This window comes from Thalassospira mesophila, from assembly GCF_002115755.1.
In the GTDB taxonomy this organism is placed as follows: Bacteria; Pseudomonadota; Alphaproteobacteria; order Rhodospirillales; family Thalassospiraceae; genus Thalassospira; species Thalassospira mesophila.
In genome coordinates this window covers 45,850-71,594 of the sequence record NZ_JFKA01000001.1, presented here as the reverse complement: position 1 = coordinate 71,594, position 25,745 = coordinate 45,850, and the positions used below count along the sequence as shown (strand labels likewise).

Below are 25,745 nucleotides of genomic sequence, written 5' to 3'. Positions count from 1 at the left end.
TTACTGCCCCCCGAAATAATAGGTTTCGGCAATCGCCGAGGACAACGCCTGATAGCGTCGCAGGCAGTCGCTTAGAAATTCGTGCAGGCCATGGCTGAAAATTTCGTCCATGTCGCCCTGATTAAGGATCGCATAGGTATCAACTGCCAGGCTGTGAACCGCCTGGCGCTGGCCATATTGCCGGGCGAGGCGTTCAAGGTGGTTGGTGATATTTTCAACACAATGGGCGAGCGATCGGGGGCTGAACGGATTTAAAATCAGAAAATGGGCAATGCGCCACGGTGAATAATCATCGCGATACACCCAGTGAAAGGCCCGCATGGATGATGCGGCGCGTAAAACGGTGGTCCATTGGTAATTATCCACCCCGTCGCCAACCATGCTGGTTTCAGGCAGCAGCACGTAATATTTCACATCGAGCAGACGGGCGGTGTTATCGGCGCGTTCCAAAAATGTACCCAGGCGGATAAAATCATAGCCGTCATTGCGCAAAATGGTCGAATCGGTCGCCCCGCGAAACAGGGCACCCTGGCTTTTGACCCAGTCGATAAAACCGGGCAGGTCGGTTTTGGCCAGATTGCGCATGGCGGTGCGGCGCAGTTCCATCAGCGCGCCGTTCAAGGCTTCCCACATTTCCTGGGTAATGGCGGTGCGCTTGGCGCGTGCATTGGCCCGGGCATATTCAAAACAGTTAATGATCGATGACGGGTTATCGCGGTTAAAAATCAGATAATCCGATACCGTGGCCTGTGTTAGTTCTGTGTTGTCGGAATCAAACCCTTCGGCACAGCCCGCAGCCGATAACACCGATCGCCATTCCGAGCGGTTGCCATCGCCCGCGGCGGGCATCAAGGCCATGCGATAGCCCATTTCCAACAGGCGAGCCATGTTTTCCGCACGTTCAACATAGCGCGACAGCCAGAACAGATTTTCAGCAGTACGACTTAGCATGTTCTGTCTTCCTGTTTTATTCCGCCATGATCCAGGTGTCTTTAACGCCACCACCCTGCGACGAATTAACCACAAGCGACCCTTCGCGCAGTGCCACCCGGGTCAATCCACCTGGTGTCAGGCGGATGTCATCGCCGACCAGGCAAAAGGGCCGAAAATCGACATGGCGCGGGGCAATGCCGCTTTCAACAAAGGTCGGGCAGGCCGACAGGGCCAGGGTTGGCTGGGCAATGAAGTCCGACGGGTTGGCCTTGATGCGCTGGGCATAGGTTGCACATTCCTCGCGGGTTGATGCCGGACCGACCAGCATGCCATAGCCGCCCGAGCCATGAACTTCCTTGACCACAAGTTCGGGCAGATGTTCGAGCACATATTTCAAATCGTCCGAGCGGCTGCATTTCCAGGTCGGCACGTTATTGAGGATCGGTTCTTGCCCGAGGTAAAACCGGATCATATCGGGGACATAGGTGTAAACCGCCTTGTCGTCGGCCACCCCGGCACCGGGTGCCGAACAAATTGCCACCCCGCCGGAGCGATAGACATTCATCAGGCCCGGAATGCCCAAGACGGAATCGGGGCGGAAACAGAGCGGGTCGATAAAATCGTCATCGATGCGGCGATAAATAACATCTACCCGTTCCGGCCCGCGCGTGGTGCGCATGTAAACCCGGCCTTCGGACACAAACAGATCCTGCCCCTCAACCAGTTCAACACCCATCTGGTCGGCCAGAAAGGAATGTTCGTAATAGGCGCTGTTGAGCGCACCAGGCGTGAGAACCACAATATTAGGGTCGTTTTCGCATTTGCGCGGCGCAATGCTTTTTAAGGTTTTCAAAAGCAGGTCGGGGTAACTATCGACCGGTTCGATCCGCAATTTTGAAAACAGTTCGGGGAACATCCGCATCATGATTTCGCGGTTTTCCAGCATATAGGAAACGCCCGACGGCGTGCGGCAGTTATCTTCCAGCACATAAAATTCATCGGCGCTGACACGCACCACATCAACGCCCACAATGTGGCTATAAACGCGACGGGGCGGATCTATGCCGATAACGGCGGGTTCAAATGCCGCATTGCGATAGACCAGATCGGCAGGGACAATCCCGGCGCGAATGATTTCGGCATTGTGGTAAACATCATACAAAAATGTGTTGAGCGCCCGTGCTCGCTGTTTCACCCCGCGTTCGAGCTTGCGCCATTCGGTGGCGGTAAAAATACGCGGGATCAAATCAAACGGAATAAGCCGTTCCGGATCGCCGCCTTCGCCATAAACGGCAAAGGTAATGCCGATTTTACGAAACAGCGTTTCGGCCTCGAGTCTTTTCTGAGCAAGAATTTCTGGACCGGTGGCATCCATCCAGTCAACCAGTGCGCGATAGGGTTCGCGCACCTGATCGTTCATTTTCATCTCGTTGAACATGCGCCGTTCCCTTCATTCCCAGGTCTTTTTCGACCTTGGTATAGATTAAAGGCAGCGGATCAGGCGGGGGTCAAGGATGTTCAGGGCGAAATTGAATGTTTTTTATACGATTTGGTCGATTGATGAAAAATTATGCTGCGCCTGCGAAAAGTCTGGGCAAAAACCACCGGTTATCATTTGGCCGCGGTTTTTTTGGGGCGTAAAACATGATGATGGTCGGCAGCATAAAGCCGGGAATCGGTGAAATCGCGGCGGCCAAAAACCTCGCCGACCATGATCAGGGCGGTGCGGGTAATGCCGCTGCCTTTGACCTTGGCGCGAATGTCGCCCAGCGTGCCGTGCAGGTATTTTGCATCGGGCCAGGTGGCGCGATAGGCAATGACAACCGGGCAGTCTTCACCGTAATGGGGCACCAGATCGCGCACGACATTGGCCAGATTGTTAATCGATAAATGTACCGCCAGTGTTGCGCGCGATTTACCTAGTTCGGCGAGGCTTTCGCCCTCGGGCATGGCCGAGGACCGCATGGCGGTGCGCGTTAATATCACCGTCTGGGCGATGTCTGGCAGGGTCAGTTCGGCACCCAGTTCGGCGGCCACGGCGGCATAGGCCGAAACACCGGGGGTGATGTCGTAGGGTATGGCCATTTCATCAAGGCGGCGGATCTGTTCGGCGATGGCCCCGTAAATCGACGGGTCGCCTGAATGAACCCGCGCCACATCCTGCCCGGCATCATGGGCAGTTTTAATTTCGGCGATGATTTCATCAAGGTTCATCGGTGCGGTATCAATCACGCGGGCATTTTGCGGCGCGCTGGCAACGATTTCCTCGGGCACCAGCGACCCGGCATACAGGCAGACCGGGCATTTTTCGATCAGGCGTAAACCGCGCACGGTTATCAGGTCGGGTGCGCCGGGGCCTGCACCAATAAAATGAACAGTCATGTTTCAGTCTTTCCTTGTCGTGGTGTTTTGGCCCGAATTATTACTGCCGCTGCTATGCACCGGGGCCTTGGCGGCGTCGGCCCCTTTTTTGGCATAGCCGCGCGGGGTATAAACCCATTCTGCCGTGCCGCGTTTAATGTGCTTGCTGTTGCTTGACCCCACCAGAACCGTGGTCAGCATATCGACCATATCGACTTCAAGTTTCGAAAGCGGAATGACCGTTATTTCCTGATCGGGACGGCCGAGCTGGCGACCCAGAACAACCGGGGTATCAGCCGGCCGGTTATCAAGCAGCATGTCGCGTGCGGTTGCCAGCAAATCGCGGCGGCGTTTGGAAACCGGGTTATAAAACGCAATCACAAAATCGCCCGCCGCGGCCGCCGCAATGCGACGCAAAATATCTTCGCGCGGGGTTAACAGGTCGGACAGGGAAATGGCGCAAAAATCATGGCCCAGCGGCGCACCAATGCGCGATGCACAGGCTTGCAACGCTGAAATACCGGGCGATACCTGTATGGCAACCCGGTTCCATGTGGCTTTGTCTTCGCGGTCCAGCAATTCAAACACCAGTGTTGCCAGCGCATAAATTCCGGCATCGCCCGACCCGATCAGGGCGACATCGCGCCCCTCGGCGGCCAGTTCCAGGGCATGGCGGGCGCGGGCTTCTTCAGCGCCCAGGTCTGAATGATGCAATTCCTTGCCGGTGATCAAATCACCCAGCAAATCAAGATACATCTGATAGCCGACAATGTCGCTGGCGCGCGCGATAAGCTGGCTGGCTTCGGGGCTGCGCCAACTGGCCTGCCCCGGCCCAATACCAACAATAGACAGTTTCCCCTGCCCGCGCCCGGTTTTGCTCGGGTTAATATCGGTATCTGACAGGCCAATGGCGCAGGTGGCGCGTTTTGATTTCTGTTTCGCAACGATCAGCGATCCATTGGCACCGACTGTTGCCAGTGCCGATCCCTCGGCAACGCCATGGCACCCGGTTTCGGCAAAAACGATGTCCGACGGGGTTTGCAGGCGCGATGCCTGTGCTTCCAGTTCGCTGGCCGTAAAAAACCGGGCCGGAACCGCCAGATGGGCCGCTAGCGCATGTACAGCGGTTTCATCGGCCTTAAGATCAATCGAGGTAACACAGGCAACTGCCTTGGGGCTTAACCCGGCATCGGCCAAGGTTTTTTCAGCCAAATCAATCAGCTCTGCCGGGTCACAATTGCGTTCACAGCCCACACCCAGCGCCAATACCGGCGGATGGAATGTAACTGGTGCCAGATCGCCGATTTGGTCGGTAATGTCGCCTTTGGGGGTGTTTGGGGTAACGTGCAGGGCAACAGTGCCGTTATCGTCACGCGGAATGGCGCTGTTGGTCAGCCAGGCGGCCGATCCGGCATCGATGGTGATTTTGGCACTGGCCCCGGCCAAAAGGGCGGCGGTGGCCGGTTTGACCGGGGCGTTATCGGCCAGTTTCCAGCCAGCAGGCGGTTCATCAAGGGCAAGGCCCAGGGCGGCATCGCCCGGCGTGGTAATGGCAGCGCGCGCACCCAGCCTTTCGGCCAGATCACGGGCCAGTTTATTGCCGCCGTGATGCCCGCCCAACAGCGGAATAAAGGTTTCACCGGCTTCATCAACGGCAATAACGGCAGCGTCCTGCCATTTACCTGCCAAAAGCGGGGCCAAAGCGCGGATTAAAATGCCGCTGGCACAGACACCGATAATGACGTGGTCGGCGGCAAATGTTTGTTGCAGATGCGCAATGGTATCGTCAAAGGCGATATCGACCTCGCGGGTAGAAACGCGGGTGCGCAAGCCATGCAGGCTGGCCCCTTGCAGGGCCGATGTGATGCGCTTTGCTGTTGGCAGGGCACGCTGGGTCAGGCAAATGACCGCGATGGGGGCAATCGGATCGGTTGGAAGCCGGGTCATATCGGGGCTTTGGCTATTGTTGGGGCTGGTCATTTCCATGCGTCTCCGCGACGGTGGATCAGGATCATTGAAAAATAGGGCGCGGTGGCATCATCGGGCAAATCGCCCAGCGGCACCATTTTTTGGCTATCAAGGGTGGCGCGTTCGATATAGCGCGCGCGGTTGGTCAGGCCAAGGTCGGCAATAACCTGGCGTACCTTGGCAAAATGGCGACCCAGTTTAATGATGGCGGCGGCATCGGTATCGGCCAGTTGCGATTTTAGCCGTTCTGCCGGTAACGGGCCGGGAATAACCTGTAACACATCGTTTTTGGCGGCCAGCGGCGCACCTAACTGGGCGGCACAGGCCATCATGGAACTAACACCTGGCACGGTTTCGACGGGAAAGCCTGCCTCGGCCAGGCGGCCATATAAATACATGAAGCTGCCATAGAAAAACGGGTCGCCTTCACACAAAACCGCCACGGTGCGCCCGGCGCGCAAATGTTCGCCAATTTCAAGGGCGGCAGCGTCATAGATGCGGTCTGCGGGCGGCCCCATCGGAATGCGAATGGCAATTTCAATGCGGCCTTGCGGCATGTGCGGGGCGACAATTTGCCGGGCCAGACTGGCACCGTCTTCAAGCGCCGGATAGGCAATGACGTCGGCTTCTTGCAGTATTTTATATGCTTTTAGCGTGATCAGGTCGGCTTCACCCGGGCCAATACCCAGCCCGTAGGCGGTGCCTTTGGCGGTGACGGGTGCGCTCGCGTTCGTGCGTGTGCTCGCGGTCATGATTTAACTCCGACATAGTGGGTGACCGGGGCAAGGTTGTGCCAGCCGGTAAAATTGCCGCGTGCCGCCAAACGCGAAACCGTTAGCCGCGACAGGGTGCCACCAAATTTATTATAAAACCGAAACAATTTCTGTTCGCCTTCCAGCGTCACCGTATTGGCCACCAGCCGTCCGTGGGTCGATAATATATCCCGGCATTGTTCCATCAGGTTGGGCGTGGTGATGCCCCCGCCAATAAAAATGGCGTCGGGGGCCGGGAAGTGCTGTGGGTCGGCGGCTGTTTTTGCCATGTTGATGGCATGATCGATGCTGGCATGATGCAAAATCATATCCGGCGTGCCCAGTCGGGTGGCGTTTTTAGCGATCATGTCGCAACGCTTGCCATCGCGTTCAATCGCAACGGCCTGCCCGCCCAGACGCATCCATTCGATGGAAATGCTGCCACATCCCGCCCCGATATCCCACAAAACGGCCCCTTTCCACGGGCCCAGCGAGGATATGGTCTGGGCGCGAATTTCGGATTTCGTGATCATGCCGTCATGAATAAAAGCATCGTTGGGCAAGCCGGGGCCAAGTGGCAAAAGGGTGGCGGTGGCATCGGCAACCAGATCGATCAAAATCACGTTTAACGGGTCGATCAGATTATCTGTTTCATGGCCCACGGCGTGATTTTGCCATTCACGCGCGGTTTTGGTGGTGATTTTTTCGTGGTCCCCGCCCAACCGTTCGCAAACCGTGATGTTGCTGTCGCCATATCCGGCGTCATATAGCATCACGGCGGCCAGCGCCGGGGTTGTGCCATCATGCGACAGGGCAATAATTTTGCCGCGCGGTCGCAAACAGGCGCGCAAATTTTCGGGGCGGCGGCCATGTAATGTGATCACATCGCATTCCGCCAGTGCCCAGCCCGTGCGGGCACAGGCAAGGTTGATGGATGACGGGGCCGGAAAAATTGCTATATTTTCGAAACCGAAATGATTAACCAGCGTGTTGCCAACGCCAAAATACATCGGGTCGCCACTGGCAAGGACAACCGGGTTTTGTGCCCGGCAATTGCCGATAAGGGCGAGATTGTCGTTAAACGGGCTGATCCACGGGCATTGCTGCGCCGAAATGTTGTTGGGCAACATGCTTAAATGCCGTTTGCCACCAAAAATAATCCCGGCTTGCTTAATAATACGCGCTGCAGCAGGTGACAGGCCAGAAAACCCGTCTTCGCCAATGCCAACAACCGTGATCAGGCCGTTTGGGGTGTGTGTGTGGTCGGTGGTGGCGGCGGTGTTGGTGCTAACGTTGGAAGTGTTGGTATGATCAGTCATGGGATGCTGTTCCGTCCTTGGTCGTGACGGGGGCTGTGCCATCGGCGTTTTCGGCGGGTTTGGCAATGCGGGCCAGCGCATTTACCGTGGCGGCGGTAACGGCACTGCCGCCAAAGCGCCCGCGCAGGGTGATAAAGGGAACATCGGCGTCCTGCGCATGATTGATCAGGGCTTCCTTGCTTTCAGCCGCGCCGACAAACCCCACCGGCATGCCAATGATCAGGGCCGGTTTGGGCAAATGGCCCGATATAACGGCATCAAGCAGATGAAACAGGGCGGTTGGCGCATTGCCAATAGCAATGATCGCGCCGTCGATATCGTTGGTCCAGGTTTCAACGGCCGCGGCAGACCGGGTGGTGCCGATCAGGGCGGCAAGGGCGGGAATGTTATCGTCATTTAACCGGCAAATGACCGGGTTTTGCGCCGGAAGCAAGCGCGAAATAATGCCGTTTCGCACCATTTCGGCGTCGGTCAATATCGGTTTTCCCGCCAGTAAAGCGGTGGTGCCCGCCGCAATTGCATTGGGGCCAAAAACAATGTTTTCGGCCATTTCAACCATGCCACAGGCATGAATGATACGTATGGCAACGGGCCGTTCTTCTGGCGAAAAACGGGCGAGGTCGGCTTCGGCTTCGATGGTGGCGAAACTTTGCCGGTATATGGCCTGCGGATCGCGCAGATAATCAAACATAACCCCGCCCTTTGGCGTTTGTTCTGGCGGTTTTATTTGCCGGTTTTTTCGGCAGTGTCGTGTGTATGGTCGTGGCTGTGATCGCTATGTCCGTGATCATGGCCATGTGAGGGACCGTGGTCGTGAGAATGGCCGTGGCTGTTGCCATGACTGTGTCCATGCCCGTGATCATGGCTGTGCCCGTCGGTGCCAATGCCCATGACATGGTGATGATGACCGACCTGCGGGGTGGCAACATCGCCTTCATAACCAATGATCTGTTCGCGGTATTTGCACAGCTGGCAGTTCATATTGTTGTCGCCAGTATCAATTTCGGCCAGCCGTTCGGCAAAACATTCCAGCACCAAAGGGTGGTCTGCCAGGTAGGATGCCTTGATAAATTCAACATCGGGGAATTCGGCGGTCACTTCGTCGGTGTGGCTGTAAATCCGGTCGATCAGAATGCCGACAAACAGGAAATACGGAAACACCACAACCCGTTTATAGCCAAGTTTCATGGCTTCGCGCAGCCCGGCATTCACGCGCGGATGCGCCACCCCGGAATAGCTGATTTCAACCCGGCCAAACCCCATGCCTTCTTGCAACATGCGGGCGACCTTATAGACATTGGAATTGGCATCGGGGTCGTTGGTGCCGCGCCCGACGACCATTAGCAGCGTGTCTTTGCGCGCAATGCTGTCATCGGTGGTGGCCAGCGCTTCTTCGATGCGATCGGCACTGGCACGCAGCAATTTGGGGTCAATCGCCAGATCGCGGCCAAATTTTACCGTGATATCGGGGTTTTCATGGTCAAAATTATTGACCTCGCTGGGCAGGTCATTTTTAACATGACCGGCGGCAAACAGCATGCCCGGCAGCGCATAAATCTTTTTGTGGCCAAGGGCTTTCAGCTTTTCAAACCCGTCGCGCAAAATCGGATGGGCAAATTCCAGAAAGCCGCTTTCGACATCGTAATCGGCTAAATGGGTTTGTTTCATTTGTTCAACCATATTGTTGAACTGTGAAACAGCCCGTTCGTCGCGCGAACCGTGGCCGCAAATCATTACCGCACCTTTGGGGGACATAAAGGCTGCTCCTTTTTTTGCTCTCTGCTCATTACGGCCCAAACACGCCGGGAATTTTGCGTGCCGCCGCCCGATGTCTCCCACGTTTTCCCCGATTGAACCGATGAATGCAAGCAGCAGCTTTGGTAATCGGCCTTTTGCCAGCGCAGGTCCGTTTTATAATTGCCGCCAAGTGCCGGAGGCATTTATCTTATTTGCCAACAAGGCCCCGATCATTGCCTGCAATGTCATATTGACGAAGCCTTGCAAGCACCGCATCTTGCGGCGATGGAACAGGCATTTTTCAGTTTTTTGGTCCCGTTACCGGGCATTTACAGTTTTGGCGTGATCGTCATCATTCTGGGTGTGGCTCTGGATGGCATCGCGGGCGACATGCCGTGGCTGTTTTCGCGCATTTCGCACCCGGTGGTGTGGATCGGCAAGCTGATTTCATTTTTTGAAAAACGCCTGAACCGCCCCGAACGCAGCAATGGCGACCGGCTGTTTCGCGGGGCTGTGACTGTATTTATGGTTCTGGTCGTTGCCGGGGCTGCGGGCGGGCTGGTGCAGTTATGGGCGGTAAATGCACCGTCGGGCATTGTGGCGGAAATTTTCCTGTTAGGTGTGCTGATTGCGCAAAAGGGCCTGTATCAGCATGTTGCGATTGTGGCCGATACGCTGGAGCATGACGGGCTTGCTGCCGGAAGGCAGGCGGTTTCCATGATTGTCGGGCGCGACCCGGCCAGTCTGGACCATGCCGGGGTGAGCCGGGCGGCGATTGAAAGCTGTTCGGAAAACTTTTCCGACGGGGTGGTGGCGCCTTTGTTCTGGTTTGCTGTTGCCGGGCCGATTGGGTTGTGTGTTTACAAGGCAATTAATACCCTGGATTCCATGATCGGCCATCGCAACCGGCGTTATTTGTATTTTGGCCGTTTTGCTGCCCGGCTTGATGATGTGGTTAATTTTATTCCCGCCCGGCTGGCGGGCGGGCTTGTGTGTTTGGCAGTGCTGATTTCGCTGGGGCTGAGTGCCGGTACCCGCGCCTGGCGCACCATGTGGCGTGATGCGCGTAAACATAAATCGCCCAATGCCGGTTGGCAGGAAGCGGCGATGGCAGGTGGGTTGGGCCTGTCACTGGCCGGGCCGCGCCAGTATGGCAGCGAAATTGTCCGCGATCCCTATATTGGGGATGGGCGGCGCAATGCCTCGCCCGATGATATTCGCGCGGCCTTGCGGGTGTTTGTGCTGGCATGTGTGTTAAACGGGTTATGGCCGGTACTGATCTGGTTGGCGTTGAACCGGTAGGTGTCGTAACCGGGGGTGGTGGCAGGATGGTGACAGGATGCGCGATATTGAAGCCCGATTTTTGGCAATGGTGCGCCAGAACCCGAATAACGACGTAATCCTGAACCGGATGGCGACGGTTGGCTTGGCGGATTGGTGGTTAACCGCAGGTTGCCTTGCGCAAACCGTGTGGAACCTTCAGGCCGGGTTTGCGATGGATGCCCATATTGCCGACTATGACCTGTTTTATTTCGATGCCGATACGTCGTTTGAGGCTGAAGACCGGGTGATTGCGCAAACTGCCGATTTGTTTGCCGATTTACCGGTGCGGGTTGAAATTCGCAATCACGCCCGGGTGCCGATCTGGTATGAAGCCAAATACGGTTTTCCGTATGGCCCGGTTAGCTGTGCGGCGGATGGCATTGCCCGTTTTGCTTATCAGACAACTGCCATTGGCATTGCGCAACAGCCGGATGGCGATTGTTATGTCCACGCGCCCTTTGGTTTGGAAAACGTGATGGCGGGCCGGGTGGTGCCCAACCCGGTTTTGCCGGTTGGGGATGTTTACCGCCAGAAAACCGGTCGCTGGGGTAAAATCTGGCCACAGCTATCTATCCAGCCATGGCCGGATAGATAGCCGTTAAATCGATTTGATGTCGAAATAAACGGGGGTCAGTCTGGTTTGCGGTTCATCCGCGCAATGGTTGATGTGGTTGAAAAGCCATCGGCCAGCTGGGCCAAAAAGACTTTGCCGCCATATCCCTGAACAATATCGGCCCCAACCACGGTTTCGACGGTGTAATCCGCCCCTTTGACCAAAATATCGGGTTTTAAGGCTGAAATAACGTCGAGCGGGGTATCTTCATCAAAAATAACCACGCCGCTGACGGTTTCAAGCGAGCCCAGAACCGCCGCACGGGCGGCTTCGGACTGGACCGGGCGGGTTTCACCCTTTAACCGTTTGACCGAGGCATCGGAATTAAGGCCGATCACCAGCCGGTCACATTGCGAACGTGCCTGTTGCAACAGGCTGATATGGCCCGGATGAAGCAAATCAAAGCAGCCATTGGTAAAGCCAACCTTGTAACCTTTGCGCCGCCAGCGTTCGACCCGGTCGACCATGCGGTCCAGCTTCATCAGTTTTGCTTCGCCAATCATAAGGTCATGATGATGCAACAACGTGATCAGTTCGTCGGGGTAAACAATGGCGGTGCCGATTTTACCGACCACAATACCGGCGGCAACATTGGCAATGCGCGCGGCATCGGCGATGCTGCTGCCTGCGGCAATGCTGGCGGCAAGGCAGGCCACCACGGTGTCGCCGGCACCTGAAACGTCATAAACTTCGCGGGCTTCGGTCGGTAAATGAAGGACATCGCCGTTGGAAGATACCAGCGTCATGCCGTCCTGGCTGCGGGTTAGCAGGACATTTTCGATGTCGCAATTTTCAATGATATGGCGGGCCGCGCGCACTGCATCGTCATCACTGTTTACCGCAATGCCGGTGGCGGCTTCGGCTTCGGCCCGGTTGGGGGTCACCAGTGTCGCCCCGCGATAGCGGCTGTAATCATTGCCTTTGGGGTCAACAATAACGGTTTTTCCTGCGGCACGGGCGGCGGCAATGGTCGCGCTAACGATATGGGCATCGACAAGGCCCTTGCCATAATCCGACAAAACAATGGCGTTTACATCGGGTGTTAGCTGTGCGGCCAGTTCACCCACATGGGTAAGCGTTGTGGCAGATGGGGGCAGTGTGGTTTCGTTATCGGATCGTAATAATTGTTGGCCACCCGCGATAAAGCGGGTTTTAATCGTGGTCGGGCGGTTGCGTTCGATCTGGATATAGGGTTCGACCAGTTTATCGCCCGCAACAAATTCCATTACCTCGCGGCCGGGTAAATCATCGCCCACCATCGACAGGAATTTAACCGATGCGCCAAGGGCGGTGGCATTGCGCACCACATTGCCCGCCCCGCCCAGCATCGCGCTTTCGCGCTGTACCCGAATAACAGGAATGGGGGCTTCGGGCGAAATCCGCGTGACCGCGCCATACACAAACCGGTCGAGCATGACATCGCCAATACACAGGATTTTGGCAGTGCCCAAATCTTCGACCAGACGGGCAAGGTGGCTAAGATCGCTCATGGGGGGCTCTTTCGGCTTTTATGGGGTCTGATCTGGCAGGCGATAACAGACAATAACGGGAATATGCAGGGCGCGATGGGCCTTTCGGGCCATGCGGCGCAAACTAGTCGCGCAGGCCCAGCCGGTATTCTAAAATGCCGACCAGCATCTGGCCCAGCATGATGTGCATTTCCTGAATCCGCGCCGTGGTTTGGCTTGGCACAATCATAACCGGGTCGCACAACGCGGCCATCTCGCCGCCCGAACGCCCGGTCCAGCCGGTGGCGATCAGGCCCATTTCACGGGCCTTTTGCAAAGCCAGATTAACGTTTTTGCTGTTGCCCGATGTTGAAATGCCAATGGCGATATCACCGGGTTTTCCCAAAGCTTCGATCTGGCGTTCAAACAAATGATCAAAACCAAAATCATTGCCAATGGCGGTAAGGGCTGAGCTGTCGGTGGTCAGTGCGATGGCAGGAAGGGCGCGCCGGTTATTGACGTAACGAACGGTAAATTCGGTGGCGATGTGCTGGGCATCGCCCGCAGATCCACCATTGCCGAAAAACATCAATTTGTTACCGGCATTAAAGGCATCGGCGCACAGGTCAACCAGCTTGATAAAAGGGTCGCGGGTGGCCTCGCGGGTTTTGTTGACCAGATCAAAATGCTCGTCAAATTCGGCATCAAAAAACGTGTTAATGTCCATTTTTCGGCTCATATCTTAATTTTTGAAAGTATCAGGCACATCATGTGATCTGGTCATGGAAGCGGTCGGGATTAATATCGCGCACCCCTATAAGCAAAAAGGCCTGTCATTTGAATGCGGTGTTAAGCGCCATTTTAATTTCAGCCCGAAAATTCGCCAGGGGCGGTTATCACGACGCATCTGCATCGCCATATATCAATCCACAATCCCTCACAAGGTTATGATCGCGGCGAAACTAGCACTTTGGTTTGTGTGTGGCTACGGCTTATCAGGCTGATTGAACTGGAAGCTTTCAAGAAATTGTTCGACAATTGTGGGTGCTTGGATACATATGCTGTTAACGTTAAACAGTTATATTGTTACGGAATCCAAATTTTTCCGGTTTGATTATGTAAGCAATTGAGTAAACATGTCTGATAGTGCCCTACCTTCACCCGAAGCATTTCTGGTTGATTATGTCCGGCGGCTTGAACGTCGCAAGCAGGGCGTGGGTGCGGTGCATGTGCATATTTCAAAGCTGCAAAACTATAACCGGCGCGAACATCATATTCGCACCTGCATGACCGCGTTTGAAGACCTGGTTCCGATTGTTACGGGGCGGTTGTTTTTCCTGACCAATCAGGATGTCATTTTTATTTTTGACCAGACCCGTGTCGATGACGTGAATGCCGCGATTTTTCGTCTGAAGTTTTTGTTTAACGATGACCCGCTGTTAAGCGACAACAAGGATCCTGATGGCGAACCGGCCAGCTTTACCGACTTTTTTGATGTCGATAAGGAATATAAGGATTTTCTGCATCTGACCCAGCGTCTGGTGCGCAGCAATGCCGAGCGTGAAAAACCTGTTAGCGAGGCAGCCCAGCGTCATAACGATGTGGCTGATCAGAATCAGGATGGCATGCCGCTTACACCAAAAATCCTCAGCCGAATTGATGAATCTTTGCGTCGGGCCGATTTATCGAACCTGATGCGCCGACAGGCCATTTGCGCCGTGGTTGGCGGGGCCCAGCCAACGCCGGTTTTCCACGAATTGTTTATTTCGATCCGCGATTTGCAACATACCTTGTTGCCCGACGTGAATGTAACGTCCAATCGCTGGCTGTTTCAGCATCTGACCGAAATTCTCGACCGCCGGATGCTGGCACTTCTGTCACGCACCAACGACACCAGCGTTTCCGGGTCGGTCAGCATTAATTTGAATGTATCGACGCTGCTTTCGCCGGAATTTTTGACCTTTGACAGCAATGTCAAAGCCGGGCAGCGCGGGACGATTGTGCTGGAACTGCAAAAGATCGATATTTTTGCCGATCTGGGGGCCTATTTCTTTGCCCGCGATTTTTGCCGGGACCGGGGGTATCGTATCAGCATTGATGGCATCAGCCATCTGTCCCTGCCCTATATCAACCGTAACAAGCTGGGTGTTGATACGATCAAATTGATGTGGGCGCCGGAAATGAACGATCTGCCCCCTGAAAAGGTTGATGAAATTCGCGATGCAATTAACGCCGCTGGTGATACCCGCGTGATTATGTGCCGCTGTGATGACCAGTCTGCGATTGATTTTGGCCATTCGGTCAACATCACCATGTTTCAGGGCCGCCATGTCGAGCAACTGCTTAATGAATACGCGCGGACCAAAAAATAACACCGCCAGAAGGGTATCTGGCGGTGCCAAAGCGGTTTGGTCAGGTCGATCACGGATAGCAGACTGCAGCGACCAATTGGACCGTGTGTAATTAGCTGTCTTTGCCGGTGCTGACATGGGCGGTTTCAAACGTTGCCATGCCGTTATGACATTCGGCAGCTGCGCGCAGCAGTGGCAATGTCAGCGCCGCCCCGGACCCTTCGCCAAGGCGCATGTTAAATTCCAGCAACGGCTTTTTACCCAGTTTTTCGACCAGGCTTTTATGGCCCGGTTCCACCGACATATGCCCGATCAGGCAGTGGTCAAGCGCATCTTCGCGCATTTTAAACAAAGTGGCCGCCGCCGCGCACGATACATAGCCATCAAGCACCACCGGCACACGCAGGAACCGTGCGGCCAGAATTGACCCGGCCATGGCGGCAATTTCGCGCCCGCCAACACAGCGTAAAACGTCCAGTCCGTCATTCATCTGGTTGCGGTGTAAAATAACCGCATCGCCGACCACCCTGGTTTTACGCTCAAGGGTCGCATCATCAATGCCGGTTCCCCGTCCGGTCCAGTCAGCCGGGGTGCCGCCAAACAAAGCATGCGCAATGGCGGCCGCTGCTGTGGTGTTGCCAATGCCCATTTCACCGGGCACAAAAATATCAATGCCGGGTTCAACCGCGCTCATGCCAAAGGCCATGGCTTCGGCACAATCTTCGTCAAGCATCGCGGCTTCGCGGCTGAAATCATTAGTGGGAATTTCAAGGGCCACTTCCATCACGCGCAATTCGGCATCCACCGCCTTGCAAATCTGGTTAATCGCCGCCCCGCCATTGATGAAATTTTCCACCATTTGCTGGTTCACACTAGCCGGAAACGCCGAAACACCCTGGTCGCAGACACCGTGGCTACCGGCAAAAATGGTCACGCGCGGGCGGGTAGCACGCGGTTTGGCATTGCCCTGCCAGCTTGCCAGCCACAGGCTGATTTCCTCAAGACGGCCAAGTGACCCTGCGGGTTTGGTCAGGTTCGGTTCGCGCGCCAAAACGGCGTCACGCGCGGCGGTGTCAGCCTCGGGAAGGTCGCGCAGCAGGGCGCGGATATCATCAAGGTTTTGCGGGGGTTGTTTGGGATCGAACATGAATTTGGTCTCCGGGCGGCAGGAATGGCCAAGGGTGGGGCAATGATGCTTGGCTTTGTTGCGGACCATGATTAGTCTGCGCAGAGCCAAATTGCCAGTTTGAAAATCGGAAAACACCGGTGCCCCAAAAACCATCTTCGTATGACGATCCCTTAAATCAGGAAGCCCCGGCGGACGCCGCGCTAACTGACATAACCCGTGATCCTGACCCGACAACGGACGAAAATTCGGATGCGGACAGTTTTCAGGCGGTGCTGACGGGGGATTTTGCCCGCGGGCTTATGTTATTGTCGCGCGTGCCGTGGTCTTTTCCATCGAATGTATCCTTTCAGGCTGCCTGCATTGCCCGGTCGGTCTGGTGCTGGCCGCTGATCGGGGTTTTATTATCCGGGGTTGCGGTTTTACCCGCGCTGATGGTCGCATGGTTGACGGGCAACGGGGCATTGGCAGCCTTAGGCGCGATTGTGGCCATGGTGTTGCTAACCGGGTCGCTGCATGAAGATGGCATTGCCGATTGCGCCGATGGTTTTGGTGGGGGTACCACGCGCGAGAAAAAACTGGCGATCATGCGCGACAGCCGAATTGGCAGTTATGGTGTTGTGGCGCTGGCACTGGTTTTTGCTGCGCGAATTTTGCTGCTGACCCAGGCGTTCGATGCCGGAATTTTCATGACGACTTTGCTGTTGGCGGCGATGTTTTCGCGCCTGGCAATACCGGTTTTAATGATTGTTCTACGCCCTGCCCGACCCGACGGTTTGGGCCGGGGGGCCGGGCGCCCCGGCATGGTGCCGTTTTTGGTAGCGCTGTGGATTGTTATTGGCGGAGCCATGATTTTGGGCGGTGCCGTTATGATGCTGGCCTGCTTGCTGGCCGTGGCCGTGGCGTGCCTGGTGGTGGGAAAAACCGCCCAATGGCAAATTGGCGGTCAAAGCGGCGATGTGTTGGGAAGCGTTCAGATTATTGCCGAAATTTTCGTCATGATCGCCATTATTTCGGTGACAATCCGGGTGGCAGGATGAACGATTTGACCCTGACCCGCTGGTGGCTGGTGCGCCATGCACCGGTCGATAATCCGCGTGGTGTGATCTATGGGCGCAGCGATTTGCCTGCCGTTTTTGATGATGAGGCAACCCTTGCCCGTGTGGCAGCGATGCTTCCCGCCGATGCCGTTGCAGTTACCAGTCATTTGTCGCGCAGCGTTGAAAGCATGAAACGGCTGGCGGGTAATTTTATGGATCTGTCCGATATTCATATTGTCCCAGAATTGGCCGAACAGGATTTTGGCGCATGGGAGGGTCTGTGCTGGGACGATATCCCTGCCCCGCAAACCCAGGCGTTTTGGGATGACTACGCCCATGCGCAGCCGCCGGAAGGGGAAAGTTTTGGCCAGTTAATTGATCGGGTTAACCCGGTATTTCGCGCGCTGAACAGGCATTATACGGGGAAAAACATTGTCGCCGTTGTGCATGGCGGCACAATTCGCGCCATTCTGGCAGGTATTCTGGGGCTTGCGCCCGAGCGGGCCTTGATGTTTGACATTCCGCCTTTGTCGGTTACCCGGCTGGATTATCTTGATGCGCCAGATAATGCGGGATGGCGCATTGGCGGCATTAATCTGGGGGGTGTGGGCTGATGTTGCCCCTTGTCCCGCTCATCGATGGGCATGACACAGCAGGTGCCTTTGAAGGCTATAGGGCGCGTGTGATCCCGTAACCGCCCGGCCATTGCGGGTATAAGGAACAATGGCCGGTTTGATTCGGGCGGATCAGGCTGATTTGCGGGCGTGTTCGTCGCTGCTGGCATTGGCGGCGAATTCAGACAAAAACCGGTCGAGGTTATCGTGACCAATGTCGTGCTGCACGGCAAGGTCATGCAGATCGGCAAGATAGGATTTGTAATATTCCAGCGGGCGGCTGCGGGTTTTGCCGCGCAAGCGATTGGTGCGGGGAAAATCTTCGGCAAACTCGGAACTTTCGATGGCATTCGAAATGGCATCGTCAAGAATGGCGGCCGGAATGCCGCCGTATTTTTTGCCACAGGCCGAGAGCATTTTGCTGGCGGTGGGCACCGAAATGCCGGGCTGGCCCAGCAAATGGTTCAAGGCGTCGTCGTCAAAATTATCGCGATCAAACAAAGTCACCAGAGCTTGCAAATCACGGACCAGCAAGGATAATGCGTTGACGCGGATGCCTCTGGCATGCGCCCAGATAATGGCCGCAACCATACCCAGTTCGGGGTTGGCCTTGTAAAGCGTGCGAACCTGGCGACGGCGCAAGACCACGTCTTGTTCGTCTGCGTGTTGCGCCAGAAAACTGGAGAAATAGGGTGCCTCGTTTTGCAGACGATCAAGCAGCTTCGTCCACATGTCACGGCGCGACGTGGTTTGCCAGATCAGGAGTTCCTGCGCGCGAATTCTTTCGACATATTTTTCTAAAGCCATTGGGACAAACAATTTTGTTGTTATCTGGAATGATGGTCAGCAGACAGCGCTCGGTTCCCCTACACCCGGGTTTTCCCGGTGTGTTCGATATATCGGCAAATTCCATTCCGTATTTTTGTTGTTGTGATGTTCTCTCAAAGGAATACCGTCCTCAACACATCAATTCTTACAAATACTGACCTTTCGTCTAGGAACCCCGTATTCCTTAAGTATGAGTACCCGGATCCTTCGCCCGGGATTGATATTTCCAACCGCTTTTACAATGCAAAATCAGCAGAAACCGGCCCGTTTTAAACCCGCCGGACAAGTCGCGATTTCTTGCGGGCAAGCAGGATTTGATCCGGGGCATGAATTTTTCCCAACCTGCTGATTTTATTATAAATAACAACCATGACGACTGCGCAAAATCCTCCGTGCGCCTAATGGGCGAAATTTGCGGGCGTGATGCGGGCTCTTCTATTGAGGAGTCTTTTGGGCTAGGGTGCGTCGCTGTTTGGTGATGGGAAATCCGGTGCAAGGCCGGTGCTGCCCCCGCAACTGTATCGGGACGGGTTATTTGTGGTGGGCTTGCCCTGCCGCCCACTGAAGGATTGCTTTGAAAATCCTTTGGGAAGGGAAATAACCGACATGCCCGAAGCCAGGAAACCTGCCAAAGGCGATAACCGCGAGGATCGCGGGATCAACTGCAATCGGGTCTCGGGTGGAGACCATAGCGCAAGGAACAAACGGGCCATGGCCCCAACTGTCATTGAAAACGGCGTTCACCTTGTTTTGGGGGGCGCGCGTTCTGGCAAAAGCAAATTTGCCGAAGATCTGGTCGTTGCTGCCGGCGGGGGCACCTATATTGCCACCGGTCGCGCCTGGGATGATGAAATGGTCGAGCGGATCAACCATCATAAACAACGCCGTGGCTCGCTTTGGGCGACGATCGAGGAACCGCTGGATTTATGCGCGGTGCTGTCGCGCCTTGATCACGACAGCGAAGGACCGGTTCTGGTCGATTGTCTGACCCTGTGGCTGACCAACCTTATGATCAATGAAGACAATATTGATCAGGAAATAGATCAGCTGTGCGATCTGTTGCCAAGGCTGGCTTTACCAGTATTGCTGGTGTCAAACGAGGTTGGCTTTGGCATTGTGCCCGAAAATGCCATGGCACGGGCCTTTCGCGACCATGCCGGGCGCTTGCATCAACGCATTGCCGCCCTTGCCAGCCGGGTGACCCTGGTGGTTGCGGGCATTCCGATGGCAGTTAAATAATTTCATATCCGATGTTTGAACATCCGATTTTATCAAGGATTTAAAGACTATGGCGCATTTGGGTAAAATTCCCGCTACCGTGATTACCGGCTTTTTGGGGGCTGGCAAAACCACCATGATCCGTAACATGCTGCAAAATGCCGGTGGCAAACGCATTGCCCTGATCATTAATGAATTTGGCGATGTCGGCGTTGATATGGAAGTCATCAATGGCTGTGGCATTGAAGGCTGTGCCGAGGAAGATGTGGTCGAGCTGTCCAACGGTTGCATTTGCTGCACGGTTGCCGATGACTTTGTGCCGACCATGCAAAAATTGCTCGATCGTGATACCCCGCCAGATCATATCGTTATCGAAACTTCTGGTCTGGCCCTGCCTAAGCCACTGGTAAAGGCGTTCAACTGGCCGGAAATCCGCTCGCGCGTTACGGTCGATGGTGTGGTGGCGGTGCTGGATGCTGCTGCCCTGCGTGACGGGTTGTTTGCCCATGACCATGATGCGGTTCAGGCGCTGCGCGAAGCCGATGATAATCTGGACCATGAAAGCCCGCTGGAGGAACTGTTTGAAGAACAGCTTCATTGTGCCGACATGGTGGTTCTTAACAAGATCGACCTTTTAACCAGTGACGAACTGGCCAAGGTTGAAGCCGATATTCGGGCAGAGCTGAAGCGCCCCTCGGTCAAGATCATATCGACCGACCATGCGCGGATTGAAAATGCCGTTTTGTTAGGCCTGGGTGCCGCCGCCGAGGATGACCTTGATAGCCGCCCATCCCACCATGATGACGGCCATGAACACGATCATGATGATTTTAAAAGTTTCGTCGTCACACTCGATGACGTTACCGACCCGGCAGCACTGGAACAACGCCTGATCGCGGTGGTGCGTGACTTTGACGTGCTGCGCATCAAGGGGTTTGTCAATGTGCCGGGCAAGGCCATGCGCCATGTGGTGCAAGGGGTTGGTGAACGGTTTCAGCGCTATTTTGATCGCCCGTGGCAGCAAGGTGAAACCCGTCAGTCGCGTCTGGTGGTGATTGGCTTGCACGATATGGACCAGTCCGCCATTGCCAAGGCCATTTTGGCCGCCTGAAAAAGATAGTACGGGCGGGGGGATGATATTGCGTTACCCCGCCCTGTTTTTTTGACCGGCAGGGTTTTGCCTCTGCCGGTATTTCGACGCCCATTTTACCAGACAGGTTTCGTTTTATGCACTTACTTGCCGCACAGCCGGGCACGATCACCGATGGCAGCGAAGCCGTCGATCTGGGGCAAAGCCCCGGCGATGTTGTTATCCTGTCGGCGGCAGAATCCGAACTGGCCTGTCTGGCATCGGCGCAAACCGGTTTACATGCGGAATTTGACGGCAATATTCCGTCGTTGCGCCTGGCCAGTTTATTGCAGCTGGGCCATAACATGTCGGTTGATCTGTATCTTGATGATGTGGTGTCCCATGCCCGGTTTATCATTGTGCGGGTGCTGGGCGGGCGTGGTTATTGGGAATACGGCGTTGAACAACTGGTTGCCCATGCGCGCGACCGTGATATTCCGCTGGTTTTGCTGCCCGGCGATGACCAGCCTGATGGCGACATGCTTTCGCTTTCAACCCTGAAAGGTCAGGCGTGGCAACAAATCTGGCGGTATCTGGTCGAAGGCGGGCCGGGCAATGCCAGCAATTTGTTGCGATATGTTTATGAACACTTGACCCCTGATGCCGACTGGCACTGGCAACCCCCGGCCTCCTTGGTTAAGGCCGGTCTCTATTGGCCCGGCACGACGGGTGTGTCGCTGGCCGAAATTGGGACCAAATGGCACGCAGATCGCCCGGTGGCGGCAATTGTGTTTTACCGTGCGCTGGTTCAGGCCGGTAATCTTGATGTGATTGACGCCATGATTGGCGCGCTGGACGGGGCCGGGATTAACGCCCTGCCGGTTTTTGTTTCCAGTTTGAAGGACCCGGTGGCAGCGGCCCTGGTGGCAGACTGGCTGGCGCAATCGCGATCAGACCTGATTTTAAATACCACTGGTTTTGCCCTTGCCGTGCCCGGTGCCGTGCGCGGCGAAGGCCCGTTTGACGCGGTCGATGCACCGGTGATGCAGGTGGTATTATCGGGTGGCAGCGAGGCGGCATGGCGCGATGGGGTGAACGGGCTGGCCGCACGCGATATCGCCATGAATGTCGCCCTGCCCGAGGTGGACGGACGGATATTTTCCCGCGCCATTTCGTTTAAGGGATCTGCCGGGCGTGATGCGTTAACACAAATCGATCTGGTTAAATATATCCCGGTGGCCGACCGGGTGGGGTTTGTGGCCCGACTGGCGGCAAACTGGGTGTGGTTGCGCCAAACCCCGGTGGCCGATAAACGGGTGGCCATGGTGATGGCAAATTACCCTAACCGCGATGCCCGCCTTGGCAACGGGGTGGGCCTTGATACGCCTGCGGGGATGATGGAAACCCTGCACGCCATGCAGGCCGCCGGATATGATATGTGCGACATGCCCGATGATGGCGCGGATTTGATTGCCCGGGTCAAAGCCGGGCCAACCAATGATTTTAAATCGCTGGGTCAGCGTGTAGTGCGTGTGACTTTGCCGCTGGCCGATTATCGTGCGGCGTTTGCGGCCCTGCCCGTTTCTATTCGTACTCAGGTTACTGATCGTTGGGGCGCGCCGGAAACAGACCCGTTTTATCGGACAGCACAGGAAGATTTTGTTTTATCGATTGTGCCCATGGGCAATGTCGTGATCGGGCTGCAACCGGCACGGGGCTATAATATCGACCCGTTAGAAAGTTATCATTCGCCTGATCTGGTGCCACCGCACAGCTATTTCGCCTTTTATATCTGGCTGCGGCACAGCTTTGATGCCCATGCCATTATTCATTTTGGCAAACATGGCAATATGGAATGGCTGCCGGGCAAATCGCTGGCCTTATCGGAAAATTGCTTTCCCGAGGCTGTTTTTGGCCCCACCCCGCATTTATACCCGTTTATCGTTAACGATCCGGGCGAAGGCACACAGGCCAAACGTCGCGCACAGGCCGTGATTATCGACCACCTTACCCCGCCACTTACCCGTGCCGAAAGTTACGGCCCGCTTAAGGATATGGAAGCTTTGGTTGATGAATATTACGAGGCCGCGGCGGTTGATCCGCGCCGGTTAAAGATTTTGAAGCGCGATATTCTGGAACTGGCTGTGCGCATCGGGCTGGACCGCGATTGCGGCATTGCACCGGGCGAAGACGAAGAATCTGCCTTGGCAAAACTCGACAATTATTTGTGCGAGCTGAAAGAATTGCAAATCCGTGACGGCTTGCACATTTTTGGCAAAGCCCCGGAAGGACGCCTGTTGACCGATTTGCTGGTGGCCCTTGCCCGCCTGCCGCGTGGCAAGGATGCCGGGGCAACGGCTTCGCTGCACCGTGCGCTGGTGCGCGATTTGCTGCCAAACCTTGAAGCGGCGTTTGACCCGCTTGATTGTATTATGGGCGATGTGTGGCAAGGGGACCGCCCGCAGGTCTTGTGTGATTATGATGCGGTATGCGGGGCATGGCGCACCAATGGCGATACGGTGGAGCGGCTGGAATTGCTGGCAATGGATTTGGTTGCGGGGGAAAAATTCGCACCCGTTGAATGGGTTCAGACCACGGATGTTATTTACGATATCGAAACATCCCTGCGCCCGGCCATAATCCAGTGCGGGGCTGCTGAAATTAACGGGCTTTTGCGCGGGCTGGCGGGCAAGTTTGTCGAGCCGGGGCCATCGGGCGCGCCGACACGGGGCAGGCCCGATGTCTTGCCGACCGGGCGGAACTTTTATTCGGTTGATACCCGAACGGTGCCTACCCCGGCAGCTTGGCAATTGGGGTGGAAGTCGGCCGAATTGTTGCTGGAACGTCATGTGCAGGAACATGGCGAATGGCCTGCGGCCCTTGGCTTGTCGGTGTGGGGCACTAGCAACATGCGCACCGGCGGCGATGACATTGCCCAGGCGATGGCGATGATGGGGGTGAAACCAACATGGGATTCCGCATCGCGCCGGGTGACCGGGTTTGAAATTATCCCGATCACGTTATTGGGCCGACCGCGCATTGACATTACCCTGCGCATTTCCGGCTTTTTCCGTGATGCCTTTCCCGGCCTGATCGATTTGTTTGACAGTGCCGTGCGCGCGGTGGCCGCCCTGCGCGATGAACCCGCCGACATGAACCCGATTGCCGTGCGGGTTCGCGCCGAAACAGCCAAGCTGACAGCCGATGGTGTCGATGCCGTTTTGGCCGAACGACAGGCGGCGTTTCGGGTTTTTGGCTCCAAACCGGGGGCCTATGGGGCCGGTTTGCAGGCGATGATCGATGAAAAACTGTGGGAAAACGAAGCCGATCTTGCCGATGCCTATCTGGCATGGGGCAGTTATGCCTATGGCAACGGGGCCAGCGGTGAGGCCGCCCGCGATGTTTTTGAAACCCGGTTGGGGGCGGTGGATGCCATTGTTCATAATCAGGATAACCGCGAGCATGATTTGCTCGATTCCGACGATTATTATCAGTTCGAAGGCGGAATGACATCGGCGGTGCGCCATATATCGGGCCAGCAACCGGTGGTTTATCATAATGACCATTCCCGCCCCGAAAGCCCGAAAATCCGTACTTTGGACGAAGAAATTGCCCGTGTGGTACGTGCGCGCGTGGTGAATCCCAAATGGATCGCGGGCGTGATGCGCCACGGCTATAAGGGCGCGTTCGAGATGGCGGCAACGGTAGATTACCTGTTTGCCTTTGCCGCGACCGCGCGCTGTGTCGCCAACCATCATTTTGATCTGGTCTATGATGCCTATCTGGGTGACGACGCGGTGCGCGATTTTATCGCCACCCATAACCCCGATGCCCTTAAAGACATTCGCGACCGGCTGGCCGAGGCCATTGACCGGGGGTTATGGCAACCAAAGCGCAACAGCGTTGCAGTGGATCTGGAAATTAAATCGAAATAGAAACAATATCGTAGCACCTGCATATTGTGGTTGGCTGGCGATTTGACCCCAAAAAGTGGCATTTCGGAACATTTGGGTAAAGTTTAACGTTTCGAAAACGGGTGATTTATGCGTTAATAGATTATTAACCCTTGGTTGGGCGAAGAGTCACCCCATTAGGGGCCGGGACGCAGCGGCGAACACAGCCGGTTAAAATGCGCCAGGCCCAAGGCAGGAGGCCGCAATGGAGACTTTAAAACAGGTTCGTTTGCCCCATTATGTGCAAACACCGCCCCCCGCCCATGGCGGGCATGCGGAAATTATCGATTTCCTTTTATCCGGGCAGGACGTGCCCCAATGGCTGCGCGATGATTTGCACGGCATCGGCACGATGCGCCCGGCGCGCGGTGCCATTGGTGCGGTTTTGGCCCTGCGGGACCATTTTAACCAATGCCACGCCCCGGTCAGTCAAAAACAGTTCCATGATGGTCTATGCGAACTGGGCGGCCATTTTCCCCTTCCTGCCAACCAGAAAATCACCTCGCGCGAACGCATTTACTGGCGTTATTTGCAAGGTGTGGAAAAACCGGTGTGGCAAGCCACGGTATCGCTGGCCCATATTCGGCAAAAAACATTCCCGGTGGTGCGTGATTTACGCAGCCTGATTGCCGATGTTGTGGCCAGCCGTAACTGGGCCGAACGCCGGCTGGAACTGGTGGAACAAAGTTTTCAAAAACCGGCAACAGCCCCCAATGCCGTTATGGCAAAGGCCTTGGTGCGGTTGCGCCAGATGTCGCCCGGCGACCGGCTGCAACTGTTTAACAAGGCCCGTATGCGCCGCCCCGAACTGGCCAATACCGACATGCGCGAACCGGCCAAATGGGCTGATCTGGTTGCATCCGATCTGGGTGTGGCGTCGCGCTAGGCACAGGTTAACGGGGGCTGATTGCGTCGTTGATAGTGAAACGGTACGCTGTGGTGACATGGCGTGCCGTTTTGCGTTTGCGCGTGCCATGGTCGCGTGGCGGCATGTGCCTTGTGGGGAAAATTGACAATCCTCCTTGATTGTCGCCGGGCTTTGGCCGAGTTTGACATCCTGAAAATGGCGACGACGCGCGCGGAATACAGCAA

21 protein-coding genes and 1 riboswitch are annotated in these 25,745 nt (G+C 55.8%); of the genes, 9 read left to right on the top strand and 12 right to left on the bottom strand.

Going from position 1 to position 25,745, the window contains the following annotated elements; genetic code table 11:
- The 8 genes from TMES_RS00275 to TMES_RS00240 form a co-directional block, all read right to left on the bottom strand.
- Complete coding sequence (locus TMES_RS00275; RefSeq protein WP_085578338.1) at nt 1–951, bottom strand: alpha-E domain-containing protein; 951 nt, start codon at nt 949–951, stop codon at nt 1–3.
- A 16-nt stretch (nt 952–967) separates the two neighbouring features.
- On the bottom strand, nt 968–2,371 hold the full coding sequence (locus TMES_RS00270; protein ID WP_085578336.1) for a circularly permuted type 2 ATP-grasp protein: 1,404 nt from the start codon (nt 2,369–2,371) through the stop codon (nt 968–970).
- A gap of 173 nt (nt 2,372–2,544) precedes the next feature.
- Complete coding sequence (cobM, locus tag TMES_RS00265; RefSeq protein ID WP_085578334.1) at nt 2,545–3,315, bottom strand: precorrin-4 C(11)-methyltransferase; 771 nt, start codon at nt 3,313–3,315, stop codon at nt 2,545–2,547.
- Between the two features lie 3 nt (nt 3,316–3,318).
- Nucleotides 3,319–5,280 carry a precorrin-3B C(17)-methyltransferase gene (gene cobJ / locus TMES_RS00260; protein ID WP_085578332.1) on the bottom strand — a complete coding sequence of 654 codons (1,962 nt, stop codon included), beginning with the start codon at nt 5,278–5,280 and terminating at the stop codon, nt 3,319–3,321.
- Entirely contained in the window at nt 5,271–6,014 is a 744-nt protein-coding gene (gene cobI, locus TMES_RS00255) for a precorrin-2 C(20)-methyltransferase (protein WP_085578331.1), read from the bottom strand. The genes cobJ and cobI overlap by 10 nt, the downstream gene beginning before the upstream one ends.
- Complete coding sequence (gene cbiE, locus TMES_RS00250; protein WP_085578329.1) at nt 6,011–7,333, bottom strand: precorrin-6y C5,15-methyltransferase (decarboxylating) subunit CbiE; 1,323 nt, start codon at nt 7,331–7,333, stop codon at nt 6,011–6,013. Before cbiE ends, cobI begins: the two co-directional genes overlap by 4 nt.
- Complete coding sequence (locus TMES_RS00245; protein ID WP_085578327.1) at nt 7,326–8,024, bottom strand: precorrin-8X methylmutase; 699 nt, start codon at nt 8,022–8,024, stop codon at nt 7,326–7,328. Before TMES_RS00245 ends, cbiE begins: the two co-directional genes overlap by 8 nt.
- Nucleotides 8,025–8,056: 32 nt before the next feature.
- A complete protein-coding gene (locus TMES_RS00240; protein WP_085578325.1) occupies nt 8,057–9,088 on the bottom strand; it encodes a sirohydrochlorin chelatase in 1,032 nt (343 codons plus the stop codon).
- Between the two features lie 243 nt (nt 9,089–9,331).
- Here TMES_RS00240 and cbiB point away from each other — a divergent pair, with 243 nt between their 5' ends.
- Complete coding sequence (cbiB, locus tag TMES_RS00235; protein WP_245835135.1) at nt 9,332–10,372, top strand: adenosylcobinamide-phosphate synthase CbiB; 1,041 nt, start codon at nt 9,332–9,334, stop codon at nt 10,370–10,372.
- Between the two features lie 37 nt (nt 10,373–10,409).
- Nucleotides 10,410–10,988: a nucleotidyltransferase family protein gene (locus TMES_RS00230; RefSeq protein WP_085578323.1), complete on the top strand. Its 579-nt coding sequence runs from the start codon at nt 10,410–10,412 to the stop codon at nt 10,986–10,988.
- A 35-nt stretch (nt 10,989–11,023) separates the two neighbouring features.
- Here TMES_RS00230 and rfaE1 read toward each other — a convergent pair whose 3' ends face one another.
- Together rfaE1 and TMES_RS00220 are read right to left on the bottom strand one after the other, a co-directional pair.
- Nucleotides 11,024–12,496: a D-glycero-beta-D-manno-heptose-7-phosphate kinase gene (gene rfaE1, locus TMES_RS00225; RefSeq protein ID WP_085578321.1), complete on the bottom strand. Its 1,473-nt coding sequence runs from the start codon at nt 12,494–12,496 to the stop codon at nt 11,024–11,026.
- Between the two features lie 103 nt (nt 12,497–12,599).
- A complete protein-coding gene (locus tag TMES_RS00220; protein ID WP_085578319.1) occupies nt 12,600–13,181 on the bottom strand; it encodes a D-sedoheptulose 7-phosphate isomerase in 582 nt (193 codons plus the stop codon).
- 409 nt (nt 13,182–13,590) lie between these two features.
- On the opposite strand from TMES_RS00220, the gene TMES_RS00210 reads away from it, so the two are divergent.
- Nucleotides 13,591–14,826 (top strand): EAL domain-containing protein, encoded by a 1,236-nt coding sequence (locus TMES_RS00210; protein WP_085578315.1) that lies wholly within the window; start codon nt 13,591–13,593, stop codon nt 14,824–14,826.
- Between the two features lie 91 nt (nt 14,827–14,917).
- Here TMES_RS00210 and cobT read toward each other — a convergent pair whose 3' ends face one another.
- Nucleotides 14,918–15,952 carry a nicotinate-nucleotide--dimethylbenzimidazole phosphoribosyltransferase gene (cobT, locus tag TMES_RS00205; RefSeq protein WP_085579706.1) on the bottom strand — a complete coding sequence of 345 codons (1,035 nt, stop codon included), beginning with the start codon at nt 15,950–15,952 and terminating at the stop codon, nt 14,918–14,920.
- 119 nt (nt 15,953–16,071) lie between these two features.
- On the opposite strand from cobT, the gene cobS reads away from it, so the two are divergent.
- Together cobS and TMES_RS00195 are read left to right on the top strand one after the other, a co-directional pair.
- Complete coding sequence (gene cobS, locus TMES_RS00200) at nt 16,072–16,971, top strand: adenosylcobinamide-GDP ribazoletransferase (RefSeq protein ID WP_085578313.1); 900 nt, start codon at nt 16,072–16,074, stop codon at nt 16,969–16,971.
- Complete coding sequence (locus TMES_RS00195) at nt 16,968–17,585, top strand: histidine phosphatase family protein (RefSeq protein ID WP_085578311.1); 618 nt, start codon at nt 16,968–16,970, stop codon at nt 17,583–17,585. The genes cobS and TMES_RS00195 overlap by 4 nt, the downstream gene beginning before the upstream one ends.
- A 132-nt stretch (nt 17,586–17,717) precedes the next feature.
- Here TMES_RS00195 and TMES_RS00190 read toward each other — a convergent pair whose 3' ends face one another.
- Nucleotides 17,718–18,392 (bottom strand): hypothetical protein, encoded by a 675-nt coding sequence (locus TMES_RS00190; RefSeq protein ID WP_085578309.1) that lies wholly within the window; start codon nt 18,390–18,392, stop codon nt 17,718–17,720.
- Between the two features lie 462 nt (nt 18,393–18,854).
- Nucleotides 18,855–19,060, top strand: a riboswitch (cobalamin riboswitch).
- A 64-nt stretch (nt 19,061–19,124) separates the two neighbouring features.
- Here TMES_RS00190 and cobU point away from each other — a divergent pair.
- The 4 genes from cobU to TMES_RS00170 all read left to right on the top strand — a co-directional run bounded on the left by cobU (nt 19,125) and on the right by TMES_RS00170 (nt 25,539).
- On the top strand, nt 19,125–19,652 hold the full coding sequence (gene cobU / locus TMES_RS00185) for a bifunctional adenosylcobinamide kinase/adenosylcobinamide-phosphate guanylyltransferase (RefSeq protein WP_085578307.1): 528 nt from the start codon (nt 19,125–19,127) through the stop codon (nt 19,650–19,652).
- Nucleotides 19,653–19,701: 49 nt separating this feature from the next.
- On the top strand, nt 19,702–20,742 hold the full coding sequence (cobW, locus tag TMES_RS00180; protein WP_085578305.1) for a cobalamin biosynthesis protein CobW: 1,041 nt from the start codon (nt 19,702–19,704) through the stop codon (nt 20,740–20,742).
- 116 nt (nt 20,743–20,858) lie between these two features.
- On the top strand, nt 20,859–24,635 hold the full coding sequence (gene cobN / locus TMES_RS00175; protein WP_085578303.1) for a cobaltochelatase subunit CobN: 3,777 nt from the start codon (nt 20,859–20,861) through the stop codon (nt 24,633–24,635).
- A gap of 223 nt (nt 24,636–24,858) precedes the next feature.
- Nucleotides 24,859–25,539 carry a hypothetical protein gene (locus TMES_RS00170; RefSeq protein ID WP_085578302.1) on the top strand — a complete coding sequence of 227 codons (681 nt, stop codon included), beginning with the start codon at nt 24,859–24,861 and terminating at the stop codon, nt 25,537–25,539.
- The last annotated feature ends 206 nt before the right edge of the window (nt 25,540–25,745 follow it).

Bases quoted from the DNA above. Each gene is read 5' to 3' on its own strand.
- rfaE1 (WP_085578321.1), bottom strand. From the start codon at position 12,496: ATGAGCGATCTTAGCCACCTTGCCCGTCTGGTCGAAGATTTGGGCACT.
- TMES_RS00195 (WP_085578311.1), top strand. From the start codon at position 16,968: ATGAACGATTTGACCCTGACCCGCTGGTGGCTGGTGCGCCATGCACCG.
- TMES_RS00220 (WP_085578319.1), bottom strand. From the start codon at position 13,181: ATGGACATTAACACGTTTTTTGATGCCGAATTTGACGAGCATTTTGAT.
- cobU (WP_085578307.1), top strand. From the start codon at position 19,125: ATGGCCCCAACTGTCATTGAAAACGGCGTTCACCTTGTTTTGGGGGGC.
- TMES_RS00170 (WP_085578302.1), top strand. From the start codon at position 24,859: ATGGAGACTTTAAAACAGGTTCGTTTGCCCCATTATGTGCAAACACCG.
- TMES_RS00245 (WP_085578327.1), bottom strand. From the start codon at position 8,024: ATGTTTGATTATCTGCGCGATCCGCAGGCCATATACCGGCAAAGTTTC.
- cobM (WP_085578334.1), bottom strand. From the start codon at position 3,315: ATGACTGTTCATTTTATTGGTGCAGGCCCCGGCGCACCCGACCTGATA.
- cobN (WP_085578303.1), top strand. From the start codon at position 20,859: ATGCACTTACTTGCCGCACAGCCGGGCACGATCACCGATGGCAGCGAA.
- cobI (WP_085578331.1), bottom strand. From the start codon at position 6,014: ATGACCGCGAGCACACGCACGAACGCGAGCGCACCCGTCACCGCCAAA.
- TMES_RS00275 (WP_085578338.1), bottom strand. From the start codon at position 951: ATGCTAAGTCGTACTGCTGAAAATCTGTTCTGGCTGTCGCGCTATGTT.
- cobJ (WP_085578332.1), bottom strand. From the start codon at position 5,280: ATGGAAATGACCAGCCCCAACAATAGCCAAAGCCCCGATATGACCCGG.
- cobW (WP_085578305.1), top strand. From the start codon at position 19,702: ATGGCGCATTTGGGTAAAATTCCCGCTACCGTGATTACCGGCTTTTTG.
- TMES_RS00190 (WP_085578309.1), bottom strand. From the start codon at position 18,392: ATGGCTTTAGAAAAATATGTCGAAAGAATTCGCGCGCAGGAACTCCTG.
- cobT (WP_085579706.1), bottom strand. From the start codon at position 15,952: ATGTTCGATCCCAAACAACCCCCGCAAAACCTTGATGATATCCGCGCC.
- TMES_RS00240 (WP_085578325.1), bottom strand. From the start codon at position 9,088: ATGTCCCCCAAAGGTGCGGTAATGATTTGCGGCCACGGTTCGCGCGAC.
- TMES_RS00210 (WP_085578315.1), top strand. From the start codon at position 13,591: ATGTCTGATAGTGCCCTACCTTCACCCGAAGCATTTCTGGTTGATTAT.
- TMES_RS00270 (WP_085578336.1), bottom strand. From the start codon at position 2,371: ATGTTCAACGAGATGAAAATGAACGATCAGGTGCGCGAACCCTATCGC.
- cbiE (WP_085578329.1), bottom strand. From the start codon at position 7,333: ATGACTGATCATACCAACACTTCCAACGTTAGCACCAACACCGCCGCC.
- TMES_RS00230 (WP_085578323.1), top strand. From the start codon at position 10,410: ATGCGCGATATTGAAGCCCGATTTTTGGCAATGGTGCGCCAGAACCCG.